Annotated in this window: 9 protein-coding genes; 5 read left to right on the forward strand and 4 right to left on the reverse strand. The window is 73.3% G+C overall.

The features are described 5' to 3' along the window. Positions 1 to 69 precede the first annotated feature (69 nt). Positions 70 to 2451 (reverse strand): TIM-barrel domain-containing protein, encoded by a 2382-nt coding sequence (locus tag GA0070616_RS26680; RefSeq protein ID WP_245712909.1) that lies wholly within the window; start codon positions 2449 to 2451, stop codon positions 70 to 72. 130 nt (positions 2452 to 2581) lie between these two features. Here GA0070616_RS26680 and GA0070616_RS26685 point away from each other — a divergent pair, with 130 nt between their 5' ends. Both GA0070616_RS26685 and GA0070616_RS26690 read left to right on the forward strand, forming a co-directional pair. Next, complete coding sequence (locus tag GA0070616_RS26685; protein ID WP_091089188.1) at positions 2582 to 4564, forward strand: beta-galactosidase; 1983 nt, start codon at positions 2582 to 2584, stop codon at positions 4562 to 4564. A 56-nt stretch (positions 4565 to 4620) separates the two neighbouring features. Continuing rightward, positions 4621 to 5085, forward strand: a complete 465-nt coding sequence (locus GA0070616_RS26690) for a DnaJ family domain-containing protein (protein ID WP_091089191.1) — start codon at positions 4621 to 4623, stop codon at positions 5083 to 5085. Between the two features lie 38 nt (positions 5086 to 5123). Here GA0070616_RS26690 and GA0070616_RS26695 read toward each other — a convergent pair whose 3' ends face one another. Further along, the gene (locus tag GA0070616_RS26695; RefSeq protein ID WP_091091762.1) at positions 5124 to 5654 is read right to left on the reverse strand and encodes a maleylpyruvate isomerase N-terminal domain-containing protein; all 531 of its coding nucleotides are present in this window, start codon (positions 5652 to 5654) and stop codon (positions 5124 to 5126) included. 391 nt (positions 5655 to 6045) lie between these two features. Between GA0070616_RS26695 and metH the strand changes: the two genes are divergently transcribed. Then, positions 6046 to 9648, forward strand: a complete 3603-nt coding sequence (gene metH, locus GA0070616_RS26700; protein WP_091089199.1) for a methionine synthase — start codon at positions 6046 to 6048, stop codon at positions 9646 to 9648. Between the two features lie 313 nt (positions 9649 to 9961). Here metH and GA0070616_RS26705 read toward each other — a convergent pair whose 3' ends face one another. Further along, positions 9962 to 11152 (reverse strand): spore photoproduct lyase family protein, encoded by a 1191-nt coding sequence (locus GA0070616_RS26705; protein WP_217628239.1) that lies wholly within the window; start codon positions 11150 to 11152, stop codon positions 9962 to 9964. 97 nt (positions 11153 to 11249) lie between these two features. Between GA0070616_RS26705 and GA0070616_RS26710 the strand changes: the two genes are divergently transcribed. Both GA0070616_RS26710 and GA0070616_RS26715 read left to right on the forward strand, forming a co-directional pair. Next, a complete protein-coding gene (locus tag GA0070616_RS26710; protein WP_091089202.1) occupies positions 11250 to 11501 on the forward strand; it encodes a hypothetical protein in 252 nt (83 codons plus the stop codon). Continuing rightward, positions 11498 to 11917, forward strand: a complete 420-nt coding sequence (locus GA0070616_RS26715; protein WP_091089206.1) for a hypothetical protein — start codon at positions 11498 to 11500, stop codon at positions 11915 to 11917. Before GA0070616_RS26710 ends, GA0070616_RS26715 begins: the two co-directional genes overlap by 4 nt. Positions 11918 to 12006: 89 nt before the next feature. On the opposite strand, the gene GA0070616_RS26720 is transcribed toward GA0070616_RS26715, so the two are convergent. Beyond that, the gene (locus tag GA0070616_RS26720; RefSeq protein ID WP_091089210.1) at positions 12007 to 12690 is read right to left on the reverse strand and encodes a TioE family transcriptional regulator; all 684 of its coding nucleotides are present in this window, start codon (positions 12688 to 12690) and stop codon (positions 12007 to 12009) included. Between the last annotated feature and the right edge of the window lie 24 nt (positions 12691 to 12714).

The following is a 12714-nucleotide window of genomic DNA, read 5'->3' on the forward strand; positions in this document are numbered from 1 at the left end:
AACTCTAGCGGGGGTCCGGCCCCATCCGGGCGGCACCCGTCCCGTCCAGTGCGGGTGCCGCCCGGGTGGTCAGCCCGCCTCGGAGAACAGACCCTCGACGGACCGAACGGTCACCGCCCCACCATTGAGCAGCAACCGGGCCGGGAGATCGGCGTCGCCGACCCCGGCGAGCACCAGCTGCCCCACCTGCAGCGGCCCTCGCGTCCACACCCGCAACTCGTCGCCGTCGCGGACCGCCTCGATCTCGGTGTCACCGTCGACGTCGTGCACCACCGTCCGGCCGTCGACCGCCCCCCAGCAGACCAGGGTGACGTCGCGGAACGGGCCCTCGGCGACGGTGTCGGCGGTCTCCACCAGCGGCAGCAGCGTGCCGTGGCGCACGTACAGCGGCATCCGCTCCAGCGGAACCCGGACGCGCAGGTGCTGCCCGCCGCGGTGTCGGTGCCCGGTGGCGGCGTCGACCCAGTCGTCGCCGACGGGCAGATACACGTCGCGTTCCCCGGACGGGTCGACGACGGGGGCGACCAGCAGGTCCTCCCCGAGGCGGTACTGCAGGTCGGTGGTCCAGGCGGTCGGATCCTGGGGAGTGTCGACCAGCAGGGCACGCATCACCGGGGTGCCGGTGCGGGCGGCCCGCACCGCCGCCGACCACAGGTACGGCATCAGCCGGTAGCGCAGCCGCAGCGCGGCCACGGCGTGCCGCTCGGCCTCGGCGGGAAACTCCCACGGCAGGCGACTGGTGGTGCCGTGCAGCCGGACCAGCGGAGACAGCGCGCCGAACTGGGTCCAGCGCACGTACAGGTCCGGTTCCGGGGTGCCGTGGAAGCCGCCGGTGTCGTGGCTCCAGAACGGCACTCCGGACAGCCCGTGCGACAGGCCGCCGCGCAGGGTGGAGGCCAGGCCCGGCCAGGTGGCGTTGACGTCGCCGCTCCACTGGACGCTGTGCCGTTGCCCGCCCAGATAGGAGGATCGGGCCCACACCGTACGGTGCCCGGCCACCTCCTCGGTCACGGCGGCGACCACGTCGTTGAACAGCAGCGCGTACACGTTGTGCAGTTCGACGCCGGTCATCCCGTTGTGGGCGACCGCGTCGGCGGGCACACCTTCGGCGAAGTCGGTCTTGAACACCGCGACGCCCTGCTCCAGCAGGGGCCGCAGCAGGCCGGTGAACCACTCGACGGCGGCGGGGTTGGTGAAGTCGACGATGGCGCAGGGCGGGTAGCTGCCGTGCCACACGTCCGCCACGTACGGGGAGCCGTCGGGTCGGCGCAGGAAGTATCCGGCCTCGGCGGCCTCGGCGTAGCGGGGGCTGTCGGTCATCAGGTACGGATTCATCCACAGGCACACCCGGAACCCCTGCTCGCGCAGGGCGGCCAGCATGCCGTCGGGGTCGGGGAACGCCTCGGCGTCCCAGCGCATGTCCGACCAGCGGCCGTCGACCTGCCAGTAGCAGTCCAGGTGCAGCACGTCGCAGGGGATGCCGCGTTCGCGGACGAGGCGGGCCCGCTCCAGCACCCGCTGCTGGCTGTCGGGGAAGAAGCCGGAGGAGATCCAGGCCCCGAACGCCCAGCGCGGCGGCAGGTACGGCCGGCCGGTGAGCGTGTCGAAGCGGTCCAGGATCTCGGCGGGGGTGGGGCCGGCGAGCACGTAGTAGTCGAGCAGGTCGTCGGGGACGAGGATCTGCACGCTGCTGTGGGTGGACTGGCAGACGTCGAACTGCACCGGCAGGCCGCTGTCGACCAGCACCCCGTAGCCGCGGTTGGACAGGTAGAACGGAACGTTCTTGTGGGACCGGTCCGACTCCCCGCCGAAGGCGTCGAAGTTCCACATCAGGGCCCGCTGGCCGCGCTTGTCCAGCGGGGTGAACTTCTCGCCGAAGCCGACGAACCGCTCGTCGCCGGGGGCCACGAAGCTCTCGTGCCAGGCGACGGTCGTCCCGTCGACGGTGGAGCGGCCGAACGGCAGGGTGCGGCGCCGGCCGCTGATGTCGCGGGTGCCCGGGTCCTGGCGCAGCAGCTCCCGGCCGTCGGGACGCAGGAACCGCAGGTGCCACGGGTCGAGCCGGATCTCGGCGACCAGCGAGCCGGCGTCGACGCGCACCGTCGCGTCGTCCACGGTGACCGTGGCGGGGTGGTCACCCGGCCGGACCAGCGGCAGCACGCGGGCCGAGCGGCTGCGGGCCTGCGGGTCCTCGGCGAGACGTACCCGGATCACGCCGTCGCCGGCGGAGTCGACCCGCACCACGGTGCTCGCCCCGTCGGAGAGGGTGGCCTTGACGGTGACCCCGTGCGGGTCGGTGCCGACGATCTCGGCCCGGCCGACGAGCGCGGAGCCGTCCTCACCGGGGCCCCGCACCGGCAGGTCGGGCGGATCGGCCACGAAGGTCTCGTACGGCACCAGCGGCGGGCGGTAGGGCATCGGCGTCTCCTCGAACAGCGGTTCCGGCGGCACCGATAGTTTCTTTAACTTCCCAACGAACTGTCAACGACTCTTACCGTCGCGCTCGCGAACCACCAGCGTTGACATGCCCCGACCGGCTTCCTAGTTTGATCACCTATCAAACAAACCTGGATGGTGGATCATGATTGGTGACGGTCGGCTCTGCTATGGCGGCGACTGGAACCCCGAACAGTGGCCCGCCGAGGTGTGGGCCGAGGACATCGACCTGATGCGGCGGGCCCAGGTGAACCTGGTCACCGTCGGCGTGTTCGCCTGGTCCCGACTGGAACCCACCCCCGGCCGGTACACCTTCGACTGGCTCGACCGGGTCCTCGACCTGTCGCACGACGGGGGGATCCGGGTCGCCCTGGCCACCCCCACCGCGTCCCCGCCACCCTGGTTCTCCCTGGCCCACCCGGACGCGCTGCCCGTCACCGCCGACGGCGTGCGCCTGCACCACGGCAGCCGCGACACCTACTGCGCCGCCGCGCCCGCCTACCGCGAGGCCGCGCGGCGCATCGCCGGCGCCCTCGCCGACCGGTACGCCCACCACCCGGCCCTGGCCCTGTGGCACGTGCACAACGAGTACGGCACCAGCTGCCACTGCGAACACACCGCCAGGGCGTTCCGCCGCTGGCTGGCCCACCGTCACGGCACCCTCGACGCCCTCAACGACGCCTGGACCACCAGCTTCTGGAGCCAGCACTACACCGACTGGGCGCAGATCACCACGCCCCGCGCCACCCAGTACCTGGCCAACCCCGGTCAACTGCTCGACTTCCGCCGGTTCTGGTCGGACACCCTGCTCGCCGCGTACACCGAGCAACGCGACCTGCTGCGCGCCGCCAACCCGGCCGTGCCCGTCACCACCAACCACGTCCTCGGCGACTGGGTGCCCGTCGACCACGCCCGCTGGGCCGCCGAGGTGGACCTGGTGGCGATCGACCACTACCCCGACGCGGTCGACGGCGGCGCCGAGGAACAGACGGCCCTCGCCGCCGACCTCGCCCGCGGCTGGGCCCGGCACGGCGGTACACCGGGCTGGCTGCTCATGGAGAGCGCCCCCAACCAGATCCACACCGCCGGCCGGATGCACACCAAGGAACCCGGGCGGATGCTGCGGCACAGCCTCGCGCACGTCGCCCGGGGATCCCGGGGTGCCATGTTCTTCCAGTGGCGGGCCCCCGTCGGCGGCGCGGAACGCTTCCACTCCGCCCTCGTCCCGCACGCCGGCCCGGACAGCCGGGTCTTCCGCGAGGCCGTGGAACTGGGCGGGCTGCTGGCCGACCTCGCCGAGGTCGACGGCCCCGTCGAGACGTCGATCGCGTTGGCCCGCGACGCCGGCAGCGACTGGGCGCTGCGCCACCCCGGCATGCCGTCGCCCCGACTCGACCACGACACCGAGGTCGCCGCCGCGCACCGGGCGCTGTGGCGGGCCGGGTACGCCTGCGACGTCGTCGTCCCCGGCGACCGGCTCGACGGGCACCGGCTGCTCGTGCTCCCCGCCCTCTACCTGGTCCGCGACGCCACCGCCGGCTGGGTTCGCGACCACGTGGCAGCGGGCGGGCACCTGCTGGTGACGTACCTCAGCGGGGTGGCCGACGAGCACGCCCGGGTCCGTCTCGGCGGCTACCCCGGTGCCTTGCGAGACCTGCTGGGCGTCCGGGTGGAGGAGTTCCACCCGCTCGCCGCCGACGACCGGTTGCCGCTGACCGGCGGCGGGACGGCGCGGCTGTGGTCCGAGACGGTTCGGCTGGCCGGCGCGCGGGCGGTGTCGACGTACGTCGGCGGGGTGCTCGACGGACTGCCGGCCGTCACCCGGCACGACCGGGGTGCTTCGACCATCTGGTACGTCTCGACCCGTCCCGACGACGACACCCACGGCCGGCTGCTGACCCAGGCGGCCCGGGTGGCCGGGGTCACACCCACCTGTCCCGGCGCGCCGCCGGGGGTGGAGGCGGTCCGCCGCCGCAGGGACAGAGCGAGCTGGTTGTTCCTGCTCAACCACACCGACCGACCGCAGCAGGTACCCGCCGCCGGGGTGGACCTGCGCACCGGCGCACCCGTCGAACGGGTCCGGCTCGACCCGGGTGGTGTCGCCGTGCTCCGCGAGACGGCCGGCTGAACCGGGCCGCCGCCGCCTCCCGGCGCGCGCTACGGTGGATCGGGAGGTGACTGCGGGTGTACGCGTGGGAGGCGGCGGTCGAGGCGCAGATCCGCGCCGCCCAGGAACGCGGCGACTTCGACGGCCTGCCCGGGGCGGGTAAACCCATCCCGGGTCGCGACCTGCCCTACGACGAGTCGTGGTGGATCAAGAGCCTGATCGAACGGGAGAAGCTGCCCGGTGATCTGCTGCTGCCCACCCCGTTGCAGCTTCGCCGCCGCATCGAGCGGCTGCCCGACGAGGTGCGCGACCTGCCCACCGAGCAGTCCGTGCGGGCGGTCGTCGCCGACCTGAACACGCAGATCATGGCCTGGCTGCGTACGCCCACCGGCCCCCGGGTGGTGGTCCGGCCCGTCAACGTCGACGCCGTCGTCGACCAGTGGCGGGAGCAGCGTCGCGGGTCACCGACCGCCTCCGGGGGCCCGCCCGCCGCGCCGCCACGGCGGCCCTGGCGTCCGTTCCGCCGCCGCCCGTCGGCCTGACCAGCAGGCGCCGGGGTCCTCGACGAGGTAGCGGCGCCTCAGCCCCGCGCCGCCCGCCACGTCCAGGACGTACGCCGAGGTCGGCCGGGCATCGTCCCCCGCCCGGTGAGCCATCGCAGCACCTCCGGCGCGGGACCGGCCGGCGCGTCCGGGAACAGCCGCGCCACCACCACGGCGGCCAACTGCGGCGGAATCCGCCACGGCACCCCCAGGCCCCGGACGATGTCGTCGGTGTGCAGCAACGTCTCGGCCACCCCCATCGCCGCGAAGCCCGCCGCGTCGCAGGGGCCGAAGTGCCAGGCCCGTACCTGTGGCCCGGCGGTGTCGACGGCGGCCCGCAGCAGCCCCGCGCCCGCCCGCACCACCTCCAGCACCTCGGCCGGCGTCGCCGTGGGGGAGACCACCAGATCGAACGGCAGGTACCCGTCGGTGGGAGCGCCGGCCACCTGCCCGGCGTAGGCCAGCAGGTCGTGGGCGACGTGGGCGGCGGTGGTCCAGCAGCTCCACTTCAGGCCGCCGGCCGCGACGGTCCAGTCCCGCCCGACCTGCGGGCCCAGCACGGCGAGCATCTCGGACGCCGCCTGCGTCACGTCGTTCCCGGTCGCCACCCACCGACCGTGGCAGCCGCTCGGGTCCGGCGCAACCCCCGCCCCGCCGACCGGCACGCCGATCGCCCCCACGAGACCCCCCGAGCGGTAGGTCGTGGCTCCGCCTCTCGACGTGCCGCATGTCGCGGTGTCCCGACATCGGAAGGCCCCAGGTGCCGCACCTCGCGATAACCCGGCGGCGCGGGCGGTGCCCTGGGCCGTGGCGTGCGGCAGCCGCCGGGACCCCGCGCACCGGGCCGGTCCGGTATCGTCGGCTCGGGGTCGAGAGGCGCTGCGACGGGCGACGCCCGCCACGCTCGACCCGCGAACACCACGACCCAAGGGCGCCTCCGATGATCTCGGAGGCGACGGCATGACTCGACCCGGAACCGGCGGCCCGGCCACGGCAGCTCTGCGGCAGGTGTTCGACGAGCGGATCGCCGTGCTCGACGGCGCGTGGGGCACGATGCTCCAGGGCGCCCGGCTGACCACCGCCGACTACCGCGGAACGGTGATCACCGACGAGCACCCCTACGACGTGACCGGCGACCCCGACCTGCTCAACCTGACCCGACCCGACCTCGTCCTGGACGTCCACCGCCGGTACCTGGCGGCAGGGGCCGACATCACCACCACGAACACGTTCACCGCGACGAGCGTCGGCCAGGCCGACTACGGTCTGGCGCACCTCGTCCACGACATGAACGTGGCCGGTGCCCGGCTGGCCCGACAGGCCGCCGACGAGGTGGGTGGCCGGTTCGTCGCCGGTTCCGTCGGCCCCCTCAACGTCACCCTGTCGCTGTCGCCCCGGGTCGACGACCCGGCGTACCGGACGGTCACCTTCGACCAGGTCGAGGCCGCGTACGCGGAGCAGATCGCCGCCCTCGCCGAGGGCGGCGTCGACCTGCTGCTCATCGAGACGATCTTCGACACCCTCAACGCGAAGGCGGCGGTCGCGGCCGCCCGCCGGGTCGCGCCACAGCTGCCACTGTGGATCTCGGTCACCATCGTGGACCTCAGCGGTCGCACCCTGTCCGGGCAGACGGTCGAGGCGTTCTGGCAGTCGATCGCCCACGCGCAGCCCCTCGTCGTCGGGGTGAACTGCTCGCTGGGCGCGACGGAGATGCGCCCGCACGTGGCCGAGCTGTCCCGACTGGCCGGCACCTACGTGGCCGCGCACCCGAACGCCGGCCTGCCCAACGCGTTCGGCGGCTACGACCAGACGCCGCCGCAGACGGCCGCGTTGCTGGGGGAGTTCGCCACGGCCGGGCTGGTCAACGTCGTCGGCGGGTGCTGCGGCACGTCCCCCGAGCACATCGCCCAGATCGCCCGCACCGTTCGTGGCGCGACGCCGCGCGCCGTGCCCGACGTGCCGGCGGCGACGCGGTTCAGCGGACTGGAACCGTTCACGATCGGCCCCGACACCGGCTTCGTCATGATCGGCGAGCGGACCAACGTGACCGGCTCCGCCCGGTTCCGCCGCCTCGTCGAGGCCGGCGACCACGCCGGGGCCGTCGACGTGGCCCTGGAACAGGTCCGTGGGGGCGCCAACCTGCTGGACGTCAACATGGACGCCGACCTGCTCGACAGCGAGCAGGCGATGACCACCTTCCTCAACCTCATCGCGACCGAGCCCGAGGTGGCCCGCATCCCGGTCATGATCGACAGCTCCCGGTTCAGCGTGCTCGAAGCCGGCCTCAAATGCGTGCAGGGCAAGGGCGTGGTCAACTCGATCAGCCTCAAGGAGGGCGAGGAGACCTTCCTGGCCCAGGCCCGGGTGATCCGCGCCCACGGCGCCGGGGTGGTCGTCATGGCGTTCGACGAGCAGGGCCAGGCCGACACCGTCGAGCGCAAGGTGCAGATCTGCGCCCGCGCGTACGACCTGCTCGTGCACTCCGCGGGCTTCCCGCCACAGGACATCATCTTCGACCCCAACGTCCTGGCCGTCGCCACCGGCATCGCCGAACACAACGGCTACGGCAGGGCCTTCATCGACGCCCTGCCGCTGATCAAACAGCGCTGCCCGGGTGCCCGCACCAGCGGCGGCATCTCCAACCTGTCGTTCGCGTTCCGCGGCAACGACGTCGTGCGAGAGGCGATGCACTCGGCATTCCTGCTGCACGCCGTACGGGCCGGCCTGGACATGGGCATCGTCAACGCCGGTCAACTCGCCGTGTACGAGCAGATCCCCACCGAGCTGCGCGACCTCGTCGAGGACGTGATCTTCGACCGCCGTCCGGACGCCACCGACCGGCTGGTCGCCTTCGCCTCCACCGTCACCGGCGGCGGCACCCGCCGCGAGGTCGACCTGGCCTGGCGCGCCGCGCCTGTCGCCGAGCGGCTGACCCACGCGCTGGTGCACGGCATCACCGACCACGTCGAGGCCGACACCGAGGAGGCCCGGCAGTTGCTGGACCGTCCCCTCGACGTCATCGAGGGCCCGTTGATGGACGGCATGAAGGTCGTCGGTGACCTGTTCGGGGCGGGCAGGATGTTCCTGCCGCAGGTGGTCAAGAGCGCCCGGGTGATGAAACGGGCCGTCGCCTACCTGGAGCCCTACCTGGAGAAGGAGAAGGCCACCGGCCGGGGCCAGGGCAAGGTCGTGCTCGCCACCGTCAAGGGCGACGTGCACGACATCGGCAAGAACATCGTCGGCGTCGTGCTCGGCTGCAACAACTACGAGGTGATCGACCTGGGGGTGATGGCCCCGACCGCCCGGATCCTCGACGCGGCGGTCGCCGAGGGCGCCGACGCCGTCGGCCTGTCGGGGCTGATCACACCGTCACTGGACGAGATGGTGGCCGTCGCCGAGGAGATGCGGGCCCGAGGTCTGCGGATGCCGCTGCTGATCGGCGGGGCCACCACCTCCCGGCAGCACACGGCGGTACGCATCGCCCCCGCGTACGACGGCCCGACCGTGCACGTGCTCGACGCGTCCCGGGTCGTCGGGGTCGTGTCGGACCTGCTGGACCCGGGCCGCGCGCAGACCCTGGACACGGCCAACCGCGCCGAGCAGCAGCGACTGCGCGAGCAGCACGCCAACCGGGTCGCGCGCCCTCTGCTCACCCTGGCGCAGGCCCGCGACAACCGGGAACGGGTCGACTTCACCGATCTGCCGGTGCCGGCGTTCACCGGCCTGCGTGTCGTCGAGCCGTCCCTCGCCGAGCTGCGCGACATGATCGACTGGCAGTTCCTGTTCCTGGCCTGGGAGCTGCGCGGCAGGTTCCCGGCCATCCTCGACCAGCCCGTCGCCCGCGAGCTGTACGACGACGCCACCGGGCTGCTCGACACGATCGTGGCCGACGGGTCGCTGCGGGCGCGCGGGGTGTACGGCTTCTGGCCCGCCCACGCCGAGGGCGACGACGTCGTGCTCGACGGGGCCGGCGTACGCCTGCCGATGCTGCGCCAGCAGACCGCCAAGCCGCAGGGCCGCGCGAACCGCTGCCTGGCCGACTACGTCGCGCCCGCCGGCGACCACCTCGGCGGGTTCGCGGTCGCCGTGCACGGCGCCGACGACCTGGCCGCCCGGTTCGAGGCCGACCACGACGACTACCGCGCCATCATGGTCAAGGCCCTGGCCGACCGGCTCGCCGAGGCGTTCGCCGAGCACGTACATCTGCGGGCGCGGCGGGAATGGTTCGAACCCGACGCCGACCCCCGCGTGGAAGACCTGCACGCCGAGAGGTTCCGCGGCATCCGGCCGGCGTTCGGCTACCCGGCCACTCCCGACCACAGCCTGAAGACGGAACTGTTCGACCTGCTCGACGCCCACACGCTCGGCCTGGGCCTGACGGAGTCGTGGGCGATGACCCCGGCGGCGGCGGTCAGCGGGCTGATCCTCGCCCATCCGGCGTCGCGGTACTTCACCGTCGGGCGTGTCGGCCGCGACCAGGTCGAGGACTACGCGTCCCGGCGGGGCCTGCCGCTGGCCGAGGTGCAACGCCGGCTGCGGCCCAACCTCGACTACGAGCCCTGACGGGCCGGTCCGCTGACCCGGAGGTGACGGTGGACGACGACGTACGGGCCTGCTTGCGGCAGCGTGGCGCCGGGCAGATCCCCATCCGGGTGGCACGCTGAACGCCCACCTGTGCCGGTTCTGGATCTCGTCGGGCAGGACCCGCGGGTCCTGCCCGCCTGATGGCAACCGCCCTGGCGCGTGACGCTGGGCCGTGAAGACGTTCGAGGCGGCCCAGCAGCCCCACGTCGACATCCTCCCGCGTGCCGGGCACACGACCGGCACGCACCAGGCCGGGGCCTGCCCCGAAGGTGAAGGTCAGGAGGAACGACGGTCAGGTCCAGTAGAGGACGCGGCACGGCGGCACCCGGGCGGCCAGCTCGCGCTCGAACCAGGTCCGCAACTCGGTCATCACCTCGCGCGGGTACACGTACTTCACCGCGCCGAACTTGCCGTACTTGCGGCTGCGTGACGCCTCGTCCATCTCCACCCGGGTACGCGGATACCAGCCGAGCAGCACCTCCCTGCTGCCGGGCGTGAACCGGTGGGTGATCAGCTCGGCGGTGAGGTCGAGCCCGGGCACCCCGGCCACGGCCGCCGCGACCTGGTCGAGGAGCAGACCGTAGTGCTCCCGCCAGTCGGGCAGCGGCATGATCGGGGCGATCGTCAGGCCGACCGGATAGCCGTCGAGGGCCAGCCGGCGCAGTGCCGCGAGCCGGGCCGCGACGGTGGCGGTGCCGCCCTCCATCCGGGTGCTGACCGGCGCGCAGTTGACGCTGAACCGCACCCGCGTACGACCGGCGTGCGGCAGGCCCACGAACGTGTCGACGTCGGCGTACTTGGTGGTCCAGCGCAGCTGCACCGGGGCCTCCCAGGCGGCGAAGTGTTCCACCGCCCGCCGCCAGCTCCCGGTCAGGTGCTCCAGGGCGAGGGGGTCGGTGTAGCAGGACGCCTCGAACGTGGTGCCCTCGTCGGCCCGCTCGGCGCTGCGGCTGGTCACCGTGCCCCGTCCGGTGTAGTCGGCCAGCCCGGCGAGGATGTCGTCGACGTCCGCGTACACCCGGGTGACCGGTGGACCGGACAGCGAGCCGGCGAGGTAGCAGTACTGGCAGTGCGCCGGGCATCCCTCGGCCAGGTCGAACCGCCAGTCCGCGCTCGGGGCGATCGGTTGCAGTTTGCGCCGTGCGGGCGGGCTCACCACGATCGCCATGGTCGACTTCGCCCGCGCGTAGGTCTCCCGCTCGGTCTGTCCGCGTACCCCGGTCAGCCGGTTGGCGCGCAGCCGCTCGACCTCGATGCCGAGGGCCTCGACCCGGGCGGCGATCCGTCGGCCGTGCGGATGGTCCAGGGCGGCCGGGGTGGCGACGACCCGCCGTGGGGTCCAACGGCGTGCCGGGTGGGCGGGTGGTGCCAGCCCGGCCAGGTCGCGGGTCGGTACGCGTTCACCGCTGGCGTCGTGCGGTGCCGGGGGTACGTCCACGGCGAGCGGCTCGTCGACGTCCACGGTCTCGGTGTCCGGCCTCATCCGGCGCGGGTACCCGGTGCGGCGGTGATCCCACCTGCCGCGCCAGGGCGTCGGTTGGTAGTACCGGCGGTGCTACCGGCGAGGTAGGCTCGGCCCCATGACCGCGAAGCGCTCCATCAGCGTCCCCGACGACGTCGCCCGGTGGCTCGACGGTCAGCCCAACGTCAGCGCCGCGATCACGGCGGCCGTCCGCGCGCAGATGGCCGGCACCCAGCTCGACGAGGTGCTGCGCCGCGCCGGCATGGAGGTCACCGACGCCGGCAAGGCCCGCTGGCGGGACCGCCTGGCCACCCCGATCCCCGACGAGGCCCTAACCGAAGGGCGGCGCCTGCTCGACGAGGCCGCGTGAGCGGCGACCAGGTCGCCGTGGTCCTGGACGCCACCACGCTCGCCGCGTACGTCGACGGGCAGGTCGCCGTCGGCGAACTGATCGCCGAGGTGGCCGACGAGGGCCGCCTCGTCGGTGTGCCGGCCGCCTGCCTCGCTGCCGCCTACGCCGCCACGAGCAGCGAGGTCGGCGCCGCCCTGCTCACTCTCCTGACCGCCACCCCGACCGTCACCGTGCTGCCTCTCGGTGCCGATCCCGGCATCGACGACGCCCGCCAGGCCGGCGTTCTCGCCCGCGCCGCAGGTGGCGACATCGCCATCGGCCATGCTGCCCGGGCCGCTCTCGCCCACCAGGCGCACCTGGCCACCACCGCCCCCGGGCCGGCCGCCGCCGTGCTGCCCGCCGGCTGGAGCATCCTCGACCTCAGCCAGGCGTGACCGCCGGCCGCCGCGCAGACGCTGCTCGTCGGCGCGTGGCGAACAGGTGTTGCCGTGACGGGCCGTTCGTGGTGGACGGGACCCGGCCGTCAGGGTTCGCGGGCGCGGAGGTAGGCGTCCAGGTCAGCGGCACCCTTGAGCATGGCGCGGCCCCGGGCGGACAGGCGGGCCTGCCAGTCGCGCAGGGTCGACTCCAGCGGGGCGACGCCTCCAGCGGAGCGGACCTGCGTGATCAGCGGGGCGATCTGCTCCACCAGGTGGCCGCCACGCCTGAGCTGGTGGACCAGCTGGGCGTCACGTACGTCAGCCGCGCCGTATATCCGATATCCGGTCAGCGGATCGCGGCGCGGCCGGACCAGCCCGGCGTTCTCCCATTTGCGCAGGGTGGCCGGGCGGAGGCCGAGCCGTCTGGCCAGGGGACCGATGAAGGTGTCGCCGCGTTCCTGCGGCACGGGCGCAAGATCGCGGAGCGCGGCTTCGACGGTCTGGAGGGTTCGACGGTCGTCGAGGAGTTGGCCGTGGCTCTCGTCGATGAGCCGCAACGCGTCTTCGGTCGCGTCCCGGTTGACCGCCTGCATGATCAGAGTGGCCGTCTGGTGACCATGCCCGGACGCGAGGGAGAGGAACGCGCGTAGGGCGCACGCGTGCAGCGGGGTGTAGGTGCGGTAGCCGTGCACGGTGCGTTCGGCGGCGGGCAGGATGCCGACGCCCTCGTAGTTCCTGATCGCCTGGGTTGACAGGCCGTGCTCGCGCGCCAGGTCAACGGGCCTCATGGTTGCTTCACCAGTTGAAGGTCT

Origin of the sequence: Micromonospora nigra, from assembly GCF_900091585.1 — a bacterium.
GTDB lineage: Bacteria > Actinomycetota > Actinomycetes > Mycobacteriales > Micromonosporaceae > Micromonospora > Micromonospora nigra.

Excerpts from the sequence above, each read along its gene's own strand:
- GA0070616_RS26695 (WP_091091762.1), bottom strand. The coding sequence starts at position 5,654 with ATGCTCGCCGTGCTGGGCCCGCAGGTCGGGCGGGACTGGACCGTCGCG.
- GA0070616_RS26720 (WP_091089210.1), bottom strand. The coding sequence starts at position 12,690 with ATGAGGCCCGTTGACCTGGCGCGCGAGCACGGCCTGTCAACCCAGGCG.
- GA0070616_RS26710 (WP_091089202.1), top strand. The coding sequence starts at position 11,250 with ATGACCGCGAAGCGCTCCATCAGCGTCCCCGACGACGTCGCCCGGTGG.
- GA0070616_RS26685 (WP_091089188.1), top strand. The coding sequence starts at position 2,582 with ATGATTGGTGACGGTCGGCTCTGCTATGGCGGCGACTGGAACCCCGAA.
- metH (WP_091089199.1), top strand. The coding sequence starts at position 6,046 with ATGACTCGACCCGGAACCGGCGGCCCGGCCACGGCAGCTCTGCGGCAG.
- GA0070616_RS26705 (WP_217628239.1), bottom strand. The coding sequence starts at position 11,152 with ATGAGGCCGGACACCGAGACCGTGGACGTCGACGAGCCGCTCGCCGTG.